Source organism: Pararobbsia silviterrae, assembly GCF_003628125.1.
In the GTDB taxonomy this organism is placed as follows: domain Bacteria; phylum Pseudomonadota; class Gammaproteobacteria; order Burkholderiales; family Burkholderiaceae; genus Pararobbsia; species Pararobbsia silviterrae.
Genome location: NZ_RBZU01000024.1, coordinates 1 through 20,009, shown reverse-complemented (window position 1 = coordinate 20,009; position 20,009 = coordinate 1). Strand labels below are relative to the sequence as shown.

Annotated in this window: 19 protein-coding genes and 1 pseudogene; 18 read left to right on the top strand and 2 right to left on the bottom strand. The window is 57.3% G+C overall.

Annotated elements, in window-relative coordinates:
• Positions 1 to 14 precede the first annotated feature (14 nt).
• The 18 genes and pseudogenes from D7S86_RS28400 (at position 15) to D7S86_RS28315 (ending at position 16,305) form a co-directional block, all read left to right on the top strand.
• On the top strand, positions 15 to 2,846 hold the full coding sequence (locus D7S86_RS28400; RefSeq protein ID WP_121091494.1) for a phage tail tape measure protein: 2,832 nt from the start codon (positions 15 to 17) through the stop codon (positions 2,844 to 2,846).
• Positions 2,836 to 3,177, top strand: coding sequence for a phage tail protein (locus D7S86_RS28395; protein WP_121091493.1), 342 nt, complete (start codon positions 2,836 to 2,838; stop codon positions 3,175 to 3,177). Before D7S86_RS28400 ends, D7S86_RS28395 begins: the two co-directional genes overlap by 11 nt.
• Positions 3,177 to 3,872: a phage minor tail protein L gene (locus tag D7S86_RS28390; protein ID WP_121091492.1), complete on the top strand. Its 696-nt coding sequence runs from the start codon at positions 3,177 to 3,179 to the stop codon at positions 3,870 to 3,872. The genes D7S86_RS28395 and D7S86_RS28390 overlap by 1 nt, the downstream gene beginning before the upstream one ends.
• Before the next feature lies 1 nt (position 3,873).
• Positions 3,874 to 4,593, top strand: coding sequence for a C40 family peptidase (locus tag D7S86_RS28385; protein WP_121091491.1), 720 nt, complete (start codon positions 3,874 to 3,876; stop codon positions 4,591 to 4,593).
• A 62-nt stretch (positions 4,594 to 4,655) separates the two neighbouring features.
• Positions 4,656 to 5,255, top strand: coding sequence for a tail assembly protein (locus D7S86_RS28380; protein WP_121091503.1), 600 nt, complete (start codon positions 4,656 to 4,658; stop codon positions 5,253 to 5,255).
• Positions 5,252 to 8,275 carry a TipJ family phage tail tip protein gene (locus tag D7S86_RS28375; protein ID WP_121091490.1) on the top strand — a complete coding sequence of 1,008 codons (3,024 nt, stop codon included), beginning with the start codon at positions 5,252 to 5,254 and terminating at the stop codon, positions 8,273 to 8,275. The genes D7S86_RS28380 and D7S86_RS28375 overlap by 4 nt, the downstream gene beginning before the upstream one ends.
• A complete protein-coding gene (locus D7S86_RS28370) occupies positions 8,272 to 8,568 on the top strand; it encodes a hypothetical protein (protein WP_121091489.1) in 297 nt (98 codons plus the stop codon). Before D7S86_RS28375 ends, D7S86_RS28370 begins: the two co-directional genes overlap by 4 nt.
• Complete coding sequence (locus D7S86_RS28365) at positions 8,568 to 9,287, top strand: hypothetical protein (protein ID WP_121091488.1); 720 nt, start codon at positions 8,568 to 8,570, stop codon at positions 9,285 to 9,287. Before D7S86_RS28370 ends, D7S86_RS28365 begins: the two co-directional genes overlap by 1 nt.
• A gap of 13 nt (positions 9,288 to 9,300) precedes the next feature.
• Positions 9,301 to 9,726 (top strand): hypothetical protein, encoded by a 426-nt coding sequence (locus D7S86_RS28360; protein ID WP_121091487.1) that lies wholly within the window; start codon positions 9,301 to 9,303, stop codon positions 9,724 to 9,726.
• On the top strand, positions 9,727 to 11,244 hold the full coding sequence (locus D7S86_RS28355) for a hypothetical protein (RefSeq protein ID WP_121091486.1): 1,518 nt from the start codon (positions 9,727 to 9,729) through the stop codon (positions 11,242 to 11,244). It begins immediately after the preceding gene.
• A 123-nt stretch (positions 11,245 to 11,367) separates the two neighbouring features.
• On the top strand, positions 11,368 to 11,634 hold the full coding sequence (locus D7S86_RS28350; protein WP_121091485.1) for a hypothetical protein: 267 nt from the start codon (positions 11,368 to 11,370) through the stop codon (positions 11,632 to 11,634).
• 3 nt (positions 11,635 to 11,637) lie between these two features.
• A complete protein-coding gene (locus tag D7S86_RS28345; protein WP_121091484.1) occupies positions 11,638 to 12,105 on the top strand; it encodes a glycoside hydrolase family 73 protein in 468 nt (155 codons plus the stop codon).
• Positions 12,106 to 12,187: 82 nt separating this feature from the next.
• Complete coding sequence (locus tag D7S86_RS28340) at positions 12,188 to 12,436, top strand: hypothetical protein (protein ID WP_121091483.1); 249 nt, start codon at positions 12,188 to 12,190, stop codon at positions 12,434 to 12,436.
• A complete protein-coding gene (locus D7S86_RS28335) occupies positions 12,436 to 12,756 on the top strand; it encodes a hypothetical protein (protein WP_121091482.1) in 321 nt (106 codons plus the stop codon). Before D7S86_RS28340 ends, D7S86_RS28335 begins: the two co-directional genes overlap by 1 nt.
• Before the next feature lie 10 nt (positions 12,757 to 12,766).
• Positions 12,767 to 13,249 (top strand): hypothetical protein, encoded by a 483-nt coding sequence (locus D7S86_RS28330; protein ID WP_147432517.1) that lies wholly within the window; start codon positions 12,767 to 12,769, stop codon positions 13,247 to 13,249.
• Positions 13,246 to 14,061 carry a patatin-like phospholipase family protein gene (locus D7S86_RS28325; RefSeq protein WP_121091480.1) on the top strand — a complete coding sequence of 272 codons (816 nt, stop codon included), beginning with the start codon at positions 13,246 to 13,248 and terminating at the stop codon, positions 14,059 to 14,061. The genes D7S86_RS28330 and D7S86_RS28325 overlap by 4 nt, the downstream gene beginning before the upstream one ends.
• Before the next feature lie 162 nt (positions 14,062 to 14,223).
• Positions 14,224 to 14,699 (top strand): annotated as a pseudogene (locus D7S86_RS28320) (DNA adenine methylase); the annotation flags it as partial.
• A gap of 352 nt (positions 14,700 to 15,051) precedes the next feature.
• Positions 15,052 to 16,305: a DNA cytosine methyltransferase gene (locus D7S86_RS28315; protein WP_121091479.1), complete on the top strand. Its 1,254-nt coding sequence runs from the start codon at positions 15,052 to 15,054 to the stop codon at positions 16,303 to 16,305.
• On the opposite strand, the gene D7S86_RS28310 is transcribed toward D7S86_RS28315, so the two are convergent.
• Both D7S86_RS28310 and D7S86_RS28305 read right to left on the bottom strand, forming a co-directional pair.
• Positions 16,278 to 17,207 (bottom strand): response regulator, encoded by a 930-nt coding sequence (locus D7S86_RS28310; RefSeq protein ID WP_147432516.1) that lies wholly within the window; start codon positions 17,205 to 17,207, stop codon positions 16,278 to 16,280. The two genes, D7S86_RS28315 and D7S86_RS28310, sit on opposite strands and share 28 nt — an antisense overlap.
• Positions 17,204 to 19,570: an ATP-binding protein gene (locus tag D7S86_RS28305; protein WP_121091477.1), complete on the bottom strand. Its 2,367-nt coding sequence runs from the start codon at positions 19,568 to 19,570 to the stop codon at positions 17,204 to 17,206. Before D7S86_RS28305 ends, D7S86_RS28310 begins: the two co-directional genes overlap by 4 nt.
• Positions 19,571 to 20,009 lie beyond the last annotated feature (439 nt).

The following is a 20,009-nucleotide window of genomic DNA, read 5'->3' as shown; positions in this document are numbered from 1 at the left end:
AGACGGGAGGGGTAATGGGTGCAGGAAGTAGCACGCTGGGTCAGCTGATCGTTCAGATCGCAATTGACCCGTCAGCGTATAACTCGGAAGCCCGACAGTTGACGTCCACTGCGAGCGATGTCGGATCATCGCTGTCCCGCGCAGGGGATGCGGGCGCGGCGGGATTGGACAAGATTTCGTCGCATTCAGCCAGTGCGCGCAAAGAGCTGCTCGTGATGGCGCACGAGCTCGCCACCGGCAATCTGTCGAATTTCAGTGGCTCGCTGATGGTCTACGGCGAGAAGATCGACGCGTTCAAATACATCCTCTCGCCGATGGGGGCCACGATCGGCGCCGTTGCGCTAGCGATTGGAGGGCTCGGCGTCGCGGCCATCAAGGGGGCTCAGCAGCAAGCTGCGTTCAATAACGCGATCGAGTCGACATCCGGGTTCGCGGCTGTCAGCGTCGATCAGTTGAACCAGATGGCCGTGCGCTTGGAGGCGCTCGGGGTTCCTGCAGGGAAAGCGAACGACGTCCTCGCGCAGGTTGTGGCGTCGGGCAAGGTGAGTGGCAGCGCGATTGAGGCAGTCGCAACGGCCGCCGCAATGCTCTCCGATGCGACGGGCACCGATTCAAAGCAAATTGTTCAGCAGTTTGCACAGATGTCGTCCGACGTGGCAGATGGTGCGGCGAAGATGTCGGAGCAGTACCACTTCTTAACCACCGCTCAATACGACGAGATCAAAGCGCTGCAGGAACACGGCGACGCGCAAGGCGCGATGAAGCTGACGGCAGATTCGTTGACGAGCAGTCTCGAAGCGCAAAAGGCACCCTTAGGCACGCTGCCCGCACTGTTGCATGAGGCCGAGACGGCATGGTCGCGGTTCTGGCAGGCCGCTATGAACGCCGGAAGGCCCGACACGCCGACCGACACAGTCAACGCACTACGTGACCAACTCGCGCAGCAGAAGGCCGCTCTCTCGGCATCGCCATCGGCACTGAGTTATCAGGTTGGCGGGGCGGCTTCCGACGCGAACAATTCGGCGGCGAACTATCAGGTTGGTGGGCAGGCTTCACCTGAGTCCGCACAACAGCGCGTTGCTCAGTTGCAAGCGCAGATCGCGGCTGCACAGCACGACGCAGATATGCACGACACGTCGGCGCAGTTCTCGGGCTGGTTTAAGGAGCAGGAACAAGATGCCCTTAATGCGGCCCAGGCAGTCGACAAGCTGTCGACCTCGCTCGACAAGAACTATGCGAAGCGTAAGGCGCTCAACGACCTGCAGGCGCAGTACGCGAAGATGTACAACGATCCGAGCGATCCCGATCATCAGAATTCACGTTTGAAGGGCGTCACGCAAAACGCCGACGGCAGTTTTAGCGGTGGGGAATATGCGTCGCTCGTCAAAGGTATCAATGACCGGTACAAGGACACGGGCGCGACCGCGCTCGACAAAGCAACTTTGACGCAGCAGGTCGACGCGATTCGCCAGCAGCTCAGTCGTCTCAACGACGAGTATCGCAACAGCGAAACGGTGCTGGAATCGGCGCATAACGCGGGCGCTATCTCCGACGCCGATTTTTATCAGCAGCAGCGCGACTTGATTGCTAAATCGACGAACGACCAGGTTGCACAGTTGGAGCAGGAAAAGCTGGTGCTGCAACAACACAAGGCCAGTGGTGCAGAGCAGATCGAAATCAATCGCCAGATTCAAGCTGTCGAGCAGCAGCTCCAGAAGGTGCGAGATGACACCGCGGCCAAGTTTCAGAAGAATGTCCAGGACGAAGCGGCCGCTGCGAAAAAGCGGCAAGCGGTACTCACGGAATACGTGAGCGCGCTCAATCAGCAGTTGGACACGCAGCAGAACGGCGTGGATATCAAGGTCGCGAGCGTCGGGCTCGGGTCCGAGGCCGCGCAGCAGATGCAGGAGCTCAACTCGCTGCAGCGTTCGTACGACAACCAACGCACGCGCCTGGTATCCGAGCAGGCGCGTGCGCCCGTAGGGAGCGACCAGTATGACCTGTATCAGCAAGAGTTAGACGCGCTGCAAGTCGCTCGTGATCGAGCCGTTTCGATCACGAAGCAAGGATATGACCGTATGCAAGCCGCGCAGGGCGATTGGGAGAACGGGGCGAGTCAGGCGTTTCAGAATTACGCGGCGAGCGCGCAAAACGTCGCCGCCGAGGTATCCAAGGGTTTCACCGATCTGTTTTCGGGGCTGGAGGATTCGTTGGTGAGCTTCGTCACCACCGGCAAACTGAGCTTCACGCAGCTTGCAAACAGTGTGATTTCGGACATTGCTCGAATGTCAATTCGTGCAGCCGAGTCGAGCATTTTTCAGACGATCGGATCGTATTTTGGCTTGACGACAAGCAGCGCTCTTTCGAGTGGGGCATCGACAAGTGCGCTCGGGTCTTCATTCAGTACGGGCTCTTCCGCTGCGCTCAGCGGCATCGGCCTGACTTTCGCGACAGGTGGGGCAGTCGCGGGGGCGGGAACAAGCACGAGCGACTCGATTGCCGCGCGACTCTCTAATGGCGAGTTCGTAGTCAAGGCGTCGGTCGTTTCTCAGCCAGGCGTGCGTGACATGCTGGAGCGTCTAAACGGCGGTGCGGCTGTGAGCAGCAGCAATCGGTTCGCAACCGGGGGGTATGTTGGGTCGACCGGATCGAGCTCGACGAGCGGCGTGCAAATCAACGTCACGACTCAGGTTGACGCCGGCAGCGGTGCGCCGCAGCAGAGTGCGAACGGAAATGAGACAACCGCCAAGCAGCTTGCGGGTCAGCTCAGCGATCAGGTTCGTGCGGTCATCGTGAAAGAGCAGAAGTCCGGTGGGGTGATTTGGAGGTTTGTTAATGGCCGCTAGGGTATTTACGTGGGGCGCCCGTGTTGGCGATAAGGGTGATGTCTCGTTCGCTGTGTTGTCGGCCAAGTTCGGTGACGGCTACCAACAGGACGCGGCCGATGGCATCAACAACCGGTCAGATACGTGGCCCTATACGTACATCGGGTACGAGCACGAAGTCGGGCCGATCGTGGAATTTCTGGAGTGGCACGGGGGCTATAAGGCGTTCCAGTGGTCTCCGCCGTTTGGGCGGCCAGGCCTCTATAAGTGCGTCGGGTATAGCCTGACGCCGCAAGGGGGGCCGAAGGTACAACTGACGGCGACATTCACGCGCGATACGAGGACTACGTGATGAGCATCACCAATGATGTGCAGAAGCTTGAGCCCGGTGCGCTTGTGACACTGTTCGAGGTGGACGCTAGCGCGATCGGGGGCGATCTCCTTCGGTTTCACGGGCATATCGGCAATCCGCAGATCGTGTGGCAGGGGAACACGTATACGCAATGGCCGATCGAGGCGAGCGGCTTCGAGCGAACAGGTGACACTCAGCAGCCCAATCCCACTGTGACCGTCGGCAACGTCGATGGCTCGATCTCGTCGTTGTGTATCTATCTCGACGACATGCTTGGTGCAAAGGTTACGCGGCACCGCACGCTCGGTAAGTACCTTGATGCGGTCAATTTCCCGAGCGGCAATGCCACGGCGGATCCGAATGAGGAAATGCCGCTGGACGTCTGGGTCATTCAACAGAAGTCGAGCGAGACGAAGGAAAGCGTCGAATTCACGCTTTCTTCACCGCTTGACTTCAATGGGCGACAGCTTCCCGGCGATCAGATCATCGCTAACTTGTGTCCGTCGCAATTCGCCTATCGTGGCCCCCGCTGCAATTACACGGGGACGGATTACTTCGACGCAGATGACAATCCTGTGACCGATCCGGCGCTTGACAAGTGTGGGCGCCGGTTGAGTTCCTGCAAGATTCGATTTGGCGAGTACGAGGTGATCAACTTCGGTGGTTTTCCGGCGGCTTCTTTGACGAACAGCTGATATGGAACAAACGACCGTTGACGCGATACGCGCACACGCTGAATCGGAGTATCCGAAGGAATGCTGTGGTCTCGTTGTTGTGGCGAGAGGGCGCGAGCGATACGTTCCTTGTCGGAATGCCGCAGACACGCCTGAAGATCACTTTGTCATCCCGGCAGAGGCGTTTGCGGATGCCGAAGATCTGGGCGATGTCTTGGCGGTGGTTCACAGTCACCCGGATACGTCATCGAAGCCGAGTCAGGCAGATCGTGTCGCGTGCGAAGCGTCGGGACTGGAATGGCACATCGTTGCGTGGCCAGGCGGCGATATTTACTCGTTCGCTCCGAGTGGCTATGAGGCACCCCTTGTCGGGCGGCGCTTCTCTCATGGTGTGCTCGATTGTTGGACCCTCGTTCGCGACTGGTACGCGCGCGAGAGAGGTGTTGTGCTTGACGACATAGAGCGCAAAGACCTGTGGTGGAACGACGGGAAAAGCGACCTTTATCGCGATAACTTCGCTGCGCGCGGAGGAGTAGTCGTGCCTGACGGCGAGCCGTTGCAGGTTGGTGACGTGATTTTGATGGAAATCCGAAGTCGAAACGGCGTGCCCAATCACGCCGCGGTGTTCATCGGGGACGGAAAGATTCTGCATCACTGCTATCGGCAACTCTCGACACGGGACGTGTACGGCGGATATTGGGCCGCCTGTACGCGCATGGTGCTTCGTTACGTTCCAAAGTGACTTTGCACCGGATGGATCAACCGATATGGCCCGCGATTGCGGGCCATTTTCATTTCCAGAACATGAACGAAAAAGTCCGAACCATCCGTCTGTACGGAAAACTGGGCGCTCGCTTCGGCCGCGTCCACCGCTTCGTCGTGAGAGACGCCGCCGGAGCTTTTCGCGCGTTGCGGGCGATGTTGCCGGGATTCGAGCGGGAACTAATGACGAGCAAGCACCGTGGCGTGGCGTACGCTGTGTTCCTCGGACGCCGCAACCTTTCGGATGATCAATTGGGATATCCGTGCGGCGACGATGACATCCGAATCGCGCCGATCCTGCAGGGCTCGAAAAACAGTGGACTCTTTCAAACCATCGCTGGGGCCGCGCTGATTGTGATTGGCGCGATCACATACGCGTACGGCGGAGCGGCGATTGCGAATGTCGGACTTTCACTCATTGGAACCGGTGCGTCGTTGGCGTTGGGGGGCATTGTGCAAATGCTTTCACCGCAACAGAAGGGCCTTTCGACGCAGGACAGCGCAGACAACGGTGCATCCTACAACTTCAATGGACCGGTGAATACACAGGCGCAGGGCAACCCCGTGCCTGTGCTCTATGGCCGAATGATCGTAGGCTCGGCTGTGATTTCCGCTGGCATCTATGCGGAGGATCAGCAATGAACCTGGGACAGCCGCGCCGTATTCGTGGCGCAAAAGACAGTGGAGCGTCGCAGACGACGCCAACGGAGTCGCCCGATACGCTGCACAGCACATCGACGGCGAAAATCCTCGATCTTGTATCCGAGGGAGAAGTCGCGGGGCTCGCCAACGGGCTCCAGAGTGTCTATTTCGACGGCACGCCGCTCATGAACGCAGACGGTTCGTATAACTTCACAGGCGTGACCGTGGACGTGCGTACCGGAACGCAAAATCAAGACTACATCTCGGGCTTTCCGAGTGTGGAGAATGGGCAGTCGGTGGGCGTTGAACTTCGCGCCGACACGCCGTGGACGCATGCAATGCAAAATTTGCAGCTCTCGGCAGTTCGCATAGGTATTGCCGTCGAGGAGCTTGAACAGACCAATACGTCTACAGGAGACGTGACAGGCTATCGGGTTGCCTATCAAATTTCTTTGTCAACGGACGGGGGCCCGTTCAACGTCGTTGTCGATACAGCTTTTGATGGAAAAACCACGTCCGAATACGTGCGCACGCATCGGATTGATTTGCCGGCCGCTGAGAGTGGTTGGGTGGTCCGAGTCACGCGCACGACACCGAATTCGACGTCGAGCTATGTCAGCGACACGACCACGATCGACTCGGTAACCGAGGTGATCGACGCGAAATTGCGCTATCCAATGCGAGCAGTCATCGGAACGCAGTTCGACGCCAAGCAGTTTTCTTCGATCCCCGCGCGATCCTTCGATCTGAAGGGTCGGATCATCAGTGTTCCGAGCAACTATGACCCGGACACACGCGCATACACCGGCACGTGGGATGGCACGTTTAAGCCCGCATGGTCGGACTGCCCGCCCTGGGTGCTCTACGACATGCTGGTGAACGACCTGTATGGGTTGGGGGACGTAATTGACCCGGCGACGATCGATCGCTATCAGTTGTACACGATCGCGCAGTATTGCGACGAGCTCGTCGCTGATGGGTTGGGTGGCCAAGAGCCGCGTTTCACATGCAATGCGTACATCCAAACTCGTGCGGACGCTCTGCAGTTGCTGCAGTCGATTGCGAGCATCTTTTGCGGCGTGAGTTATTGGGCGTCGAACAACGTCGTCACGGTCACTGACATGCCTCGTGATCCCGTGTACACGTACACGGCGGCGAACGTTGTCGATGGCACGTTTTCGTATGTTGGGAGCTCGCTAAATACGCGTTACACAGTTGCCCTCGTGTCGTGGAACGACCCGGCGAATCAATATCAACAAGCAGTCGAATACGTCCCTGACGACGACGGTATCGAGCGGTACGGTATCGTCCAAACGGAAATTTCGGCGTTCGGCTGCACATCACAGGGGCAGGCTCAACGGCTGGGTCGGTGGACATTGCTGTCTTCGCGGCTCGAGGGTGAAGTCGGTGAGATCTCCGTTGGACTTGACGGTGTACTCGCGATGCCGGGGCAGGTCGTGGAGTTTGCCGATCCCGTTCGTGCAGGGCGGCGCAACGGTGGTCGAATTCTCGCGGTCGAAGGCACGACGATCACGCTCGATAAGGCGACGGTCGTCAATCCAGGCGACACCTTTACGGCAAATCTTCCGACGGGAGTCAGCGAGCGACAAACCGTGCAGTCCGTTGACGGCCGCAAAGTGACTTTGACCGCTGCATTTTCGGTTTCACCCGAGCCGCAAGCCGTTTGGTCCGTCGCGTCCGACGAGCTCGGATTGCCTCAATACACCGTGCGCAGCGTCACGGAGCAAGACGGCATCGTCATGAAGATCTCCGCGACTCGCTTTGAGCCGCAGAAGTTTTCGGCGATCGACAGTGGCACGCGCATCGATGCGCGACCAATCACAGTTGTTCCGCCGTCGGTGCAACCGCCGCCGACCAACGTGCGCCTGTCTTCGTACAGCGTGATTGACCAGGGCATTGCGCGCACGGTGATGACGATCGCGTGGGATGCCGCGTCGAGTGCTGTGTCGTATCTGCCCGAGTGGCAGAAGGACGGCGGCGATTGGGTTACGGCGTCGAGCACGGGGGCTTTATCGGTGGACGTGCCGAGCATCTATCAGGGCACGTATCTCGCCCGCGTGCGCTCGGTCAACGCGTTGCAGGTCACGTCAACTTATGCGTATTCGACGGACACGGTGCTGAATGGCAAGACGTCGCCGCCGCCGGCGCTCACCAGTCTGACCGCGTCGAGCAAAGTGTTCGGCATCGATATCACCTGGGGATTTCCAGACGGCGCGGCCGACACGCAACGAACCGAGCTTTGGCGCGCAAGCGCCAACGATCAGACCGCCGCGGTCAAGGTGTCCGACCTCGCGTATCCGCAGTCGGATTACTCGATGGACGGCTTGGCTGCAGGCACCGCGTTTTTCTTTTGGGCGCGACTCGTCGACACGTCGGGGAACATTGGACCGTGGTATCCGAGCGATCCGAATGGCGGCGTGATTGGGCAGGCGTCGGACGACGCAACGCCGATCCTCGACTATCTCGAGGGGCAGATCACGCAGACGCAGCTTGCGGAAGCGTTGCTCGCACAGATCGATTCCGGCGGTGGTGCGGCGGTGCTCGTGCAGCAACTGACGACGGCGCTCGCGGCGATGTACACGATCAAAACGCAACTGACGGCGGGTGGTCGGACGGTGGTCGCGGGCATCGGCGTCGGCGTGGAGAACGACGACGGCGTGACCGAATCGCAGGTGCTTATCGAGGCCGATCGATTTGCCGTGATCGAGAGCGACAGCGCCGATGGGACGACGGTCTCGACGCCGTTCGTGATTCAAGGCGGGCAGGTGTTCTTGAGCCAGGCATTCATCGGCAAAGCGTCGATCACGAGCGAGCAGATCGGCGACTACATTCAGAGCGATGACTTCGTGTCGGGCGTCTCGGGCTGGCGGATTGAAAAGACCGGGGCATTCGAGATCAACGGTGTGCTCGGGGGCGGCCGTGTCACGCTCAACCAAACGGGCCTGTTTGTGTACAACGAGACAGGCGTGCTGATGGTCGAGGTGGGGAAGCTCTCGTGACCTATGGAATTTGCTGCAGGGCCAACGATGGCACGATCACGGCGACCTATACCGACCGCCTCTCGCGCGAGCTCGGATCGTTCCAAACGGGCACGTCGAGCGGCTCGCTCGCGATACCAGTAACGTCGTCGACCGCACAGTGTTGGATCTTCGTGCGAGACATCTCGCCGTTCACGCTCGGGAGTGCCGGACCAATTGTCACCGTCAGCGGCAATGTCGTGACTTGGGATTTCAGCCATATCGCTGTCGGCATAAATCCACGATCGGTGACGGTGTTCTATGGAGAGTATTAATGACCTACGGCGCGCGCATCTACAACGCCAATGGCTTTCTGCAGATCACCGGGCAGTTCAAGAACCTCGCATTCCGCGCAAAGGGGTCCACGGTGAGCGGCGGGACAGCGTTACCGGGGCATGCGTTCTATCAAGCGTCGTACACGTTCGCAGGGTCCGCCGTCTCGATCCTAGCGTTCGCGTGCGCGGCGCCGTGCGCGATTCTGAGTTGCGTCGACAACGGCAATGGAACGTTCACCGCGACATTTGCTGTAAATGGTACGGGCGTGACTGTTCAGGTGTTCGTGTTTGACGATCCGGCGTATTCGACGATCGTCGGAAACTATGGCGTGCGAGTGCGAACTGACGACGGATCGGCAGTCGCGTTTGACTCGCGCACCAGGTACATGCGCGTCATCAACTTTGTAGGCGGTAGTGAGGCGAGTGGCACCGGGCCTGACGGTGGTGTCAGTTACAACAATTCGTCGTCGAGCATCGCGGTTGTGCAGACGCAATTGCGGTGTGATTCGACCGCGAGTCTCACGATCGTTCCTCCCAGTCAATTCACGTACGCATACAACTTTGCCGCGCTCGTCGCGTCGATTTCTGGGGCGCAGTTGGCCTTGTCTAAGGTGGCAATGAGCACCTACGGCGGCACGGTGTCGGCGAGTCCTTCGCTGCCGCCGAGCTACTCGCAAACAGGATGGGGCTATCTCATCCTGGACGTTTCCAACTTCTAGGGGGTGCGCTTATATGGGCGCGAATACCGACATTGAGATCGGTGCGGGGGCGCTCGACCTGCTGATCGAGCAGGGCGCCGATTGGCAACCGACGTTCACGTTCCAAAACGACGACGGCACGGCAATCAATCTGCTCGGCTCGGTGGTGCGTCTGCAGGTTCGATCGGATTTCGGCGTGGCGACGACATTGCTCGATGCGAGCTCGAGCAATGGCCTGATCACGCTCGATACCGAAAACGGCGTCGCCGCCATGAACGTCTCTGCGGCACAGACGGCCGCGCTTTCGCCGGACCTGACGCAGCTCTTTCAGAAGGTCTATGGCCGGCAGGCCGTGCGCCTCGGTGTGTACGACGTGCATGTCGTCTCGCCGAGCGGAGTCGTCACGTCGTACCTCGCCGGCAGCGTCTTCATCGCGCCGGCCGTCACAAAGGACAGTTGAATGGCAAAAATCACAGTGGATCTGGCACTCGCGGTCCGTGTCGGCCTCACGTCCGGCGTCAAGGTGGTGACGGTCGCGCTCGGGCCTCAAGGACCGGCGGGACCGACCGGCCAGCTGACTGACGCGGACCGTGCGTACCTCGATGATGCGAAGGCGTCCGCGTCGGCTTCCGAGACTGCTGCGGCGACGAGCGCCACGAACGCAGCGACCGCGCAGCAGGCAGTATCGGCTGCTGCGACAAGCGCGGCGGCCGACGCGGCGACCGCGACGGCGGCGGCGACAAATGCGACGTCTCAGGCGGTTGCTGCAGCGGCCTCGGCGACGACCGCGAGCGACGCAAAAAACGAGCTCGCTCAAGCGCTCGCACAGTTCCGTGAGCTGTACCTTGGTGAGCTCGCGGCGGATCCGACAGTCGACGGGAATGGCGATCCGCTCAAGGACGGCGCCGAGTATTTCAACACGACGACTGAACAGTTTCGGGTGTACCGGAACGGAGCGTGGGAAGACAAGGACGCATCCGAGCAGCAGGCGGCGACCAATGCGACGTTGGCCGCGACGCAGGCGGCGGCGAGCGCGACGGCGGCCGATCAGCGTGCGACGGCGGCGGCCGATAGCGCGATGTCGGCAGGTGCGGGCGCGACTTCTGCGACGGCCGCATCCGCATCAGCCAGTGCGTACGCTCAGACTGCTCAGAACTGGGCATCGCAGGCGTCTGACATGGTCGACGGTGCCAACTATTCGGCCAAGTATTACGCGCTCCAGGCCGCTGCGAGCGCGAGCGATGCGGAGTCCATGTCGGGTTCGCTGCAGTCGGCGATCGACGCATCGAACAATGCGGTGACGACGGCAAACGCCGCATCCGCTGCGGCCGATGCAGCGTTGCCGCTCACGGCAGGCTCGAGCAAGGTGCTCACGGGCGATCTTTACCTCGGCACGGGCAAAGTCCTCTATGCACAGTCGGGGCAGTTGAACGTGCGCACGGACACGTCGCTCAACGTCACGAATCTAGCCGGCAGCGCGCAGATGCCGGTGTCTGTTTCGTACGCTCAGGTGACCGATGGTGTTCGGGCGCCGGGCGTATCGCAGCTGACGCTGCGCAATGACACCGTGATCAACGCGATGAACGTCGCCGGTACGGCGCAAGTCCCGGTGCAGGCGGCGGCCGCTGCAAGTCTGCTTCACTTGTTGCGGGCCGATCAATTTATCGCCACGGCGCTGGCAGCAACCGGCACGCTTGAATTTGCGATGGACGTCGCCGGGACGTTGCGCACGCTGTATCTGAAATGGGTAACGGGGACTGCTGTTGCGATCACGAACTCCAGCAGCAATCAAACACTGACGTTTGATACGGCATTTCCAAATGCGTGCTTGTTCTCAATGGTTAGCCATCAGGGGGTGCCTAACCTTATCTATTCGTATCGCATTTCACACAGCACAGGCGGTGTGGTCGCTGGATACTCGAACAACACAGCTAACTCGTACACGATCACACCCATCGCATTCGCGATCGGCTGGTAGGCACGCTGATCAACGAAAGTAACTTTGGGCTGCGCGCGAGCGCCGAGCCCGATCGAGAAAGGCCGCTTCAATTCGAAGCGGCCTTTTTGTTTTCCAACGCGGGGCAATAGCACAGGGGGAGTGATGGGCGACAACGGCGAAGCCGAATTGCCGCAAGACGTGCTCGACCGACTCGGTTTGAGCAAGCACGACGTCGATCGAATTGCCGACTACTTCAGGAAAGATCTGCGTGAGCAGATGCGCGCGGAGTTTTATCGAGACGTCGGGCAGGGGGTGGTTCGATTGGGCTGGAAAGCCTTGGTGGCCATCGGGGCATATCTCGCGTGGAAAGGATCCGGCGGCTCGAGCGGCTGGATCGAGTTTCTGCGCAAAGTTTTTTTTGCGGGGTGATCAGTGACACCACAAGAAACATTCATCGCAACACTCGCGCCATTGGCGCAAGCGTCGGCCGCGCGCACGCGAATCCCGGCGAGCTTTTGCGTCGCCGAGGCGGCGCTCGAATCCGGCTGGGGCACATCGATGCTCGCGACCGAGGCGCACAACCTGTTCGGCGTGAAAGCCGATCCGAGCTGGCACGGCCCGACCTGGGCGCTTCGCACGCGTGAAGTCGTGAACGGGCAGTACGTCGTGGTGCCGGCGAACTGGCGCAGCTATCCCGATTGGGCATCGGCGCTTTCGGATCACGCGTTGTTTTTGATGAACAACCCGCGATACGCGCATGCGTTTGATTGCACGGATGGCGAGGCATTCGCGCACGCCGTCGCAGCGGCCGGCTATTCGACCGAGCCGGACTATGCGGACCGCCTCATCAGCACGATGCGCGCTCGCAATTTGAAGGCGCTCGACGTCGTATCGACCTGATGCCGCGCGCGAGCGCGTGCAGGTCTGTTTGTCCCTATGGGCTGCCTTCGGGCGGCCCTTTTTCATTTCCAAAGGAGGTTCTATGCAAGTGATTCTGAATTACATCGGTGCGGCCCTGATCCTGGCTGCATGGGGGCTCTTCGCTTGGTTCGGCAAGACGCCGGTCGAAGGTTTCATTACGTCGCTCACCCTGGCGCTGGCCGCTGTGGGTGTGACGCATGGGCACAGCGAGTGGGCGAAGCGCCTGGGCGTGGCCAATCCGTCGTCGCCGGGCACACCGTCGCAGCCTGCGGGCTCGGCGCCGGCCGCTGCAACCGACGCGACGTCGTAATGCGCGGCGCGATTGTCGTGGCGCTCGCCGCTACGGTGCTCGCGGGTTGTGCGGGCATCGCCACGTACCACGTCGAGCCGGTCTACAGCGCGGAGCTGCAGCGCATGGTGTGCTGCTCCGCGACGATCACGAGCGGCAAGGACGTGTCCTCTGTGGCCGTCGACGTTAAGCAGACGGGCGACGACGTCGAGATCCACTTTACCGAGACGGGCGTCGGCGCATCGGCGCCGATCGCAGCAGCCTCGGGTGTCGTTTCTTCCGCAATTACCGCGGTGGGCGACGTCGTCACGACGGCCGCCAAATTCTCCCTCGTTCCATAGGACCCAATGTATGAAACGCACTCTCATGTCGTTCGCGGCAGGTATCGGCCTGTCCATCGCTCTCGCGGCCTGCTCGGTCGACCAGCAACAAACGGTCGCCACGCTTGCCGCAACCGCGCAAACGAAGATCGGCACCGCATGCGACATCGTGCAGCCGACGCTTCAAAGCTTGAGCGCGTCCATCCCGGATAACGCAAATCTCGCAACGTTCACGACGGACAACGGGAAGATCTGCGCGGCCGTCGACGCGCTCGATCCGACGAGCGTGCAGACGCTGATCGACACAACGATTCCCGAGGCACAGAGCCTAGTGGCATTGTTGCCGATCGACACGGTTGCGCAAACCGGGATCCGCGTCGCCCTCGATGCCGTTTCCGTAGCGCTGAAGAACTGGCTGAACGCGGCCGCCGTGTCGGCGACGACCGCGTCGAGTACATCTTCGACGTCGGCCGCCGTCGCGACGTCGTCGGCATCGGGGGGCGCCGCGCAATGACACAACCGATCCGCGTAGCACTGAGCGGATCGGGTTTTCGCCTGTGCGCCCATATCGGGGCGCTGCAGGCGATCGTCGATGCCGGCTTTGAAGTGATCGAGATCGCCGGAACGAGCGGTGGCAGTATCGTTGCCGCGCTGTTTGCGAGCGGTATGGATCTCGAGGAAATGCACGACCTGTGCATGTCGACGGACTGGTCGCCGATGATGGGCGCGTCGCTCGCGGGCTTCTTAGAGGAGGCGATGTCGACCGGGCATCAATTGCTTAACTTCCTGATGGACAAGACGGGCGGAAAGACCTTCGCAGATCTGCCCATCGAGCTCAAGGTGATTGCATCCGATCTGTCGACCAACCGCGAGTATGTGTTTTGTCGCGACGAGACCCCGGCGGCGCCGATCGCATTTGCTGCTCGGGCATCCGCGTCGATTCCGTTCGTATATGCACCTGTCCTATACGGCGACGCGGTACTCGTCGACGGCGGTTGCGCGGATAACGTGCCGACCGGGCGGCTTACCGTCGATGCGGTGCCACGGTGTGGCATCTACCTGCGTTCGAGTGACCCGCCGCCGCTCAATGGCAAGCATGGGTTGCTGGATACGTTGCCGCGTGTGATCGACCTGATGCTCACGGCAAACGAGGGCGCGCACGTTCAATGCGATACGTTGGGCGGGGCGGCCGTCGTCGAGGTGCAGACCGGCTATGCGTCGAGTTTCGATCGCAACATGCCGGCTGCGACGCGCATGCGTCTCCACAGCGACGGATATGCAGCGACGCAGCGGAATCTTGTCGAAAACGCGGCGGCGCTCGCGTAACGCGGACCACTCAGTGACGGCGTGAGAACAGGGCGGCCGGCGGGGTGTCAGAGCACCTCGTCGGCCACCTCTCCACTGTCTACGCCAGTGGATTAGCCAAGGCCCTGCCACCTTCCGGAAGGCGCGGCATTGTATCTCAGAAAAACAATAGGCTATCCACATATGGCTAACCCAATCATTCCTTGGATCGGCGGAAGGCGTCGCCTTGCCGAGCATCTTATCCCCCGCTTCCGCGTCACGAATGCTACGTCGAAGTGTTCGCCGGCGGCGCTGCGTTGTTCTTTATGAGGCCGCCGGCTGCCGTCGAAGTGCTCAACGATGTGAACGGCGAACTGGTGAACCTTTACAGGGTTGTGCAAAATCACCTCGAGGATTTTGTGCGTCAGTTCAAATGGGCACTTTCGAGTCGGCAGGTGTTCAAGTGGCTGCAGATTACGCGTCCCGAAACGCTGACCGACATTCAGCGCGCTGCGCGCTTCTACTACCTGCAGCAGAACTGTTTCGGCGGCAAGGTCGAGGGGCAGACGTTTGGGACGTCGACGACGACGACGTCAGGCCTCAACCTCTTACGGCTGGAGGAAACGCTGTCGGCGGCGCATCTTCGATTGTCTAGCGCGTTCGTCGAGCACCTCGATTGGCGACGCATAGAAGGGAGATAGTCATCTATAGCTGGAACGACCGTATCAATCCGGCCAGTTTGTTCTAAAGGTGGGCGGCATCTGGATAGGTCCTAGCACATCGCTTCAGATTTCGTCCGCCGAAGATGCAGCTGGAACACGGGTATGAGGAGGAGTCACCTGCGCGATACCTTTCGGAACAAGGTGACATCCGATCGCAGATTGACGCGCCGATGCTAAACTCGCGAATGTGCCGATTGGACCCGGTATTTGCGTCACGACCAATGCCCGCACTGCCGACGTGGGGCGTTGGGATATTCCGCTGTTCGGCCCGTGCATCGTGCCAGAAAGGTTAAGTGCGACAAGGACAATAATGAACAAAGCCGCAAATAATAGGGCGCCTACCTTTGTTGATGTGTTTGCGGGATGCGGGGGGTTGAGTCTTGGCTTGATGCAGGCAGGCTGGAAAGGCTTGTTCGCCATCGAGCGCGACGAAAATGCATTCGCGACGTTGAAACATAATTTGTTGGATCCAAAGGGTGCGTTGCGCTTCGCATGGCCCCGGTGGTTACCGAAGAAGACCCACGATATCCACGGGGTTCTCGAGCAACATATCGAAGAGCTTCGCAGTTTGCGCGGCAAGCTCGATATGCTTGTAGGTGGCCCGCCATGTCAAGGATTTTCTACCGCCGGCCGACGGGATCCTAACGACCCGCGCAATCGATTGGTGAGGGCCTATCTCGAATTTGTGAGCGAAGTTCGACCTAAAGTCGTGCTGATCGAAAACGTCCGCGGGATTACTTTGGATTTTTCAGATGAACGGAGTCCATCTGGAAAAGTCAATTATGCGCAATGGATTATCGACGAACTTTCGGGTTTGTATGATGTGTCGGCACGCCTAATTGATACCTCTCTTTTCGGTGTTCCACAAAATCGGCAACGATTTTTTATTATCGGAATATTAAAAGGGAAGAAATCTTTCGGAGACCCGTTTGGCACCGTAGAAAAAATGAGGGTTGATTTTTTGAAGGGAAAGGGAATATCAACAATTCCGATTTCATCAAAAACAGCAATATCCGACCTGGAGGTTTTTAGGAATGAAGTTGGTCCGAGTCGAGATACTGTTGGATTTAATGAGATAAAATATAAAAAACCCTTAACATCATTTCAAAAATTGATGAATAAGGGTGCGAATGGCCACTTGCGTGACACGCGATTGGCTCGGCATAAGCCGGAAATTGAACATCGTTTTAAACAGTTAATCGACATATGTAGTGCTGAAGGGCGCTTAAATGTTTCATTGTCAAGTGAATTGAAATTGCAGTTTGGATTGAAAAAGTGTGCAATCCGTGTGCTTGATCCTGATCGCCCTTCGCCTACGATTACGAGTATGCCTGACGACTTGATTCATTATGCCGAGCCAAGAATTTTGACGGTTCGTGAGAATGCGAGATTGCAAACGTTTCCGGACTGGTTCGCGTTTCAGGGAAAATATACGTCGGGAGGAATGCGACGTAGGGCGGAGGTGCCGCGTTTCACCCAAGTGGCGAACGCAGTTCCGCCGTTAGCGGCGGAACTATTCGGAATTGCCATTAAAGCTCATTGCTTTAATTTGCCTTCCGTATAAACGGCTTTATGCAGTGCCTCGAACACCTCCTGGTGTTCGAGGAGCGCCACACGAAGATCCTTCATCTGTTCAATAGTTACTTCGCCTTTTTTCCCTATAAATTTTCTTGCGAAACCATCGATTTCTACGCGTAGGTGAGCCAGCTCGTTTCGCTTGGGAACGATGTCATTTACGTAATCTGACATTCGTTTCTCTGCTTCGAGCTGCATATTCAGGAGTTTGAGAGTTTTGCGAAGCAACTGCAGTCGATCCGTGCTCGTGTATAACGCGTGATGATCGACCAATTCTGAGGCGTGTTTGATTTTCTCTAGTGCGGACATGCTTTCATTGAGTCGTTCTTTTATTTGTGCCAGTCTCCTTAGTACCAGATTAATTATTTCGAGTTTTGTTTTGTCGTCGGCTTTATCGAAAAGTCGAACTAAAGTCTCGTTAGCGAAGTAGTCGATGTCACTGGTGGCGCCCATCACCAATCCTCGCGAATGGTCGACATCAAGTACTTTGCTAAGTAGATTTCGGAATACCGAAAAGGTGATGTCGGCTAGAGCTTCACGGCTGGCCAAGAAAATGCCTTCGGTATTGGTGCTCGATACAATGTCTTTAAGATTTTGTCCGTCTTGCGCTGAATAAAAGATGACATCTTTGTAAGGCATTACATTGCGCACTCGAATTAGCCCTTCATCTCCGTTGGGGCCTGGTCCAAGATTAAAGTCCATAAGTACCAGATCAACGTGATCGACGTACACATGATCATCCAAGTATTTTTGTGCTTCTTCTAAGGTTGCGGCGAATTGAACGCGCAGCCGAAATCCCTCGTTTCTCAAGAGATGTTCTATTCTTTGGCGGGATGATGCCACGGCACTTTGTTGATCTTCAACCCACAATACATTGAAATCTAGTCTCATTTTGAGATCCTTATAATAAAGCTCGTTCCCCGTTCCCAGGCACTCTCTGTCAATTCTATAGTGCCCTTGAGTTCGCCAAGTACGTGCTGTATGTGATACAAACCGAGGCCAGAGCCATCAGTTGTCGTAAACCCCTTTTCGAAGATCCTTCGGCGATCTTGAATTGACGGATGTAAGCCTCGCCCATTATCATCAACCCGAATATGCAGTACGTCTTTTTCAGGGGTGGTGATTGTAAAGCGCACTCGCCGCGCTCCAGCTTTTCGAGCGTTTGCAACTAAATTGTCGACAACCACGGAAACGTCGATAGGTTTGAATTTTTTAGTAAAAGTTTTACTTTCACTTGTGATTTCTAGCGTCATTCCACCATTCGGGAAATTTTTCGCGACACCATTGATATATTGTTCGACATAGTTTCCGAGATCCGCTTCAATTTGTTCCGCTTCGAGTCGAAAATTGGCTTTCGTCGCAAATTTCGAAACTCCCATCACCTTCTTGTTCAAAAGTGTAATTCGTTCTAATAAATCTAGAATATCATCGGGTGAGACGGATTTTTGGCCGTTGATCTCAACAATAAAATTCTCGATTTGTTGCTGAATGTCAACGGCATATATTGTCACCTGATGGTGTAGGCTTAATATCGTGTCCGTGTCGAGGGTGGCGATTGACGACAAAAACAGATTTCTACTTTTTTCCTCTTTGAGCTGCTCCGTGACTTGAACTGCAAGCGTCTCGGCTTTCGAGGCTCGCGCTTGAGCTGCCTCTTTGGCCGTACGTTCCTCGTCAGCTTGCTTGCGCGCATTCTCTTCTGAGCGGCGCAATTCCTCGAAGCGCTTTTCTGCCGTCTCTATGCTATGAAACAATTGCGCGTCGGCAGTTTTTTCGGCGATTGAGCGAAGATGTAAGAGTGACGTTTCAAAATGCGCTGACCGTTCGCTTAGAATGGAGATGAGCGATTTGTTGTACTCGAGGAGCTCAATTTCATCAGAATCGACAAGCTTCGCTAGTGCCGCTGCGACTCGTGCTTTCCCCGGATCCGTCATTAGGCGAGACAAATCACTAGTATTTTTGTCTTCGCGGTCAACGAACGTCACAGGTACGACGTAACGCTCGAGTCTCTTGAGGCAATTCTCAAAAAAGCAGACGCGCAATTGCTTTGCAGCGAGAGTTTCAATTAAGCCCGTATTTCGACTGGAAGCTTCCTTAAAATCTTCATCTGTTCCCGCGACGTCCATTCGTCCAATAAGATCTCGCGTACCTAGAAAGCGCGCATAGCCCTGTGCCTTGCGTCTATCCATTCCAAACCAATCGTCGCCGACTTCGCCAATGGGGAATACGCGAAATCCGTTTCTAAACAGAAAAACTGATCCGAATTGGACGGACGGCACGCCCATGCGTCGCGCGAAGGTTGCCTTAGCTGATTGATTTAAAAAATACAATTGGCAAGAGAAACCGGACTCGCGTAACAAAGCGTACGGGTTGGGTTCGCTTATTCGATAGATCAATTCGCCGCGGTCGGTAAGAGAGCTAACGATTTTGTTCGTGCTCGGATCAATGCAAACTTCTATATAGGTTGTTTTTCCTTGAAGCGTAGTGAAGATGAAATTACCAACGGGACCGTTGACAAGATCATTTGGAGCGATGTTTTCATCCCGTTTGCTGGCCGCTTTAATAGTTTCTTCGTCGGCGGGGACTTCCCTTGGGGCGAATACTGCAATATTAAAGCCGTCTGCTTCGGCTCCGAATGGGTTTATTAGTTTGCTGAGGGCCGATTTGAGATTAAGAATTTCATTCCGATCCCAGGCCTGCTTCGTTTTACGTATGGTTACGACTGTCCCATGCACCGGAGGGGGGAGAAGATCGGGAAGTTCGAACCCGTCATCAAGTCGTCGGTATCGCACGCCTATGCTGTCGAAGTGAGCCTGATGATCTCGATCGAAAAGGCTCCAATCGACTGTTACTGCGTGGACGGGACCGCTTGGGTCACTTTTCGATCGCGTCTGAAGGGTGACGATTTCGCCAAGCCGGTCTGTTGAGAATCGGCCGATTCCCTTACTTCCAGCATAGTTTCGCCTTGCGGCGATGTCGTCTCGGAAGTCATTTTTTTGGTTGACCTGACGCTTTGACGAGTACGCTACAAAGAGCCACTTATTCCGAATGTCAGGCAAAGTCATGCCGTTACCGTCGTCAGCGACCATGATTGTGTTGTCGCCAAAATAAAGCGCAACGTTCTTTGCTGCGGCGTCAAATGAATTTTTTACCAATTCAAATATGGCAACTTCATCATTTGTGATGAGTTCGCTGCCGAGCACGCTCTTTAGGCCGCTGCTCACATCAAAGTGGAGTTGGGAGCTTTTTGGCATGGCTGGGTAAGGGGCGATCGAATTGCTGTTGCGTATGAAGAATTGACGAGGTAGATATTACCCGTGTGGTGGCGGCGAGCAAATACAAAATTCGCATTTGTCAACGTTGGGTGATTTTTGGGGCCAGTCGCTTCTGCGCCCGCGTGAGGCAACTGTGTTGTAAGGCGTATCGCTACCGTTGGCGGCAGATGGAATGGCAGTCGCTGCACGCACTCTTTGGATCGGGTTGGAGTACGGCGGCGACATGCGATTTGTGGGAAATACTCGCGACTGCTGCAAACTGGCTATGCATCTCGGCGCGGACAGTGAAGTGCTGAGGCCTAGTCAGGGGCGCGGGGATAGCGCCGGGGGTGTCAGGATTTTTGTGTTCGAGGCCCGTAACGTTTAGACGTTGGTTCGTGTGAAGCGATCTTCGTAGAGGATCGCGAACTGCCGCATC

Excerpts from the sequence above, each read along its gene's own strand:
- D7S86_RS28400 (WP_121091494.1), top strand. The coding sequence starts at position 15 with ATGGGTGCAGGAAGTAGCACGCTGGGTCAGCTGATCGTTCAGATCGCA.
- D7S86_RS28395 (WP_121091493.1), top strand. The coding sequence starts at position 2,836 with ATGGCCGCTAGGGTATTTACGTGGGGCGCCCGTGTTGGCGATAAGGGT.
- D7S86_RS28390 (WP_121091492.1), top strand. The coding sequence starts at position 3,177 with ATGAGCATCACCAATGATGTGCAGAAGCTTGAGCCCGGTGCGCTTGTG.
- D7S86_RS28385 (WP_121091491.1), top strand. The coding sequence starts at position 3,874 with ATGGAACAAACGACCGTTGACGCGATACGCGCACACGCTGAATCGGAG.
- D7S86_RS28380 (WP_121091503.1), top strand. The coding sequence starts at position 4,656 with ATGAACGAAAAAGTCCGAACCATCCGTCTGTACGGAAAACTGGGCGCT.
- D7S86_RS28375 (WP_121091490.1), top strand. The coding sequence starts at position 5,252 with ATGAACCTGGGACAGCCGCGCCGTATTCGTGGCGCAAAAGACAGTGGA.
- D7S86_RS28365 (WP_121091488.1), top strand. The coding sequence starts at position 8,568 with ATGACCTACGGCGCGCGCATCTACAACGCCAATGGCTTTCTGCAGATC.
- D7S86_RS28360 (WP_121091487.1), top strand. The coding sequence starts at position 9,301 with ATGGGCGCGAATACCGACATTGAGATCGGTGCGGGGGCGCTCGACCTG.
- D7S86_RS28355 (WP_121091486.1), top strand. The coding sequence starts at position 9,727 with ATGGCAAAAATCACAGTGGATCTGGCACTCGCGGTCCGTGTCGGCCTC.
- D7S86_RS28350 (WP_121091485.1), top strand. The coding sequence starts at position 11,368 with ATGGGCGACAACGGCGAAGCCGAATTGCCGCAAGACGTGCTCGACCGA.
- D7S86_RS28340 (WP_121091483.1), top strand. The coding sequence starts at position 12,188 with ATGCAAGTGATTCTGAATTACATCGGTGCGGCCCTGATCCTGGCTGCA.
- D7S86_RS28335 (WP_121091482.1), top strand. The coding sequence starts at position 12,436 with ATGCGCGGCGCGATTGTCGTGGCGCTCGCCGCTACGGTGCTCGCGGGT.
- D7S86_RS28330 (WP_147432517.1), top strand. The coding sequence starts at position 12,767 with ATGAAACGCACTCTCATGTCGTTCGCGGCAGGTATCGGCCTGTCCATC.
- D7S86_RS28325 (WP_121091480.1), top strand. The coding sequence starts at position 13,246 with ATGACACAACCGATCCGCGTAGCACTGAGCGGATCGGGTTTTCGCCTG.
- D7S86_RS28315 (WP_121091479.1), top strand. The coding sequence starts at position 15,052 with ATGAACAAAGCCGCAAATAATAGGGCGCCTACCTTTGTTGATGTGTTT.
- D7S86_RS28310 (WP_147432516.1), bottom strand. The coding sequence starts at position 17,207 with ATGAGACTAGATTTCAATGTATTGTGGGTTGAAGATCAACAAAGTGCC.
- D7S86_RS28305 (WP_121091477.1), bottom strand. The coding sequence starts at position 19,570 with ATGCCAAAAAGCTCCCAACTCCACTTTGATGTGAGCAGCGGCCTAAAG.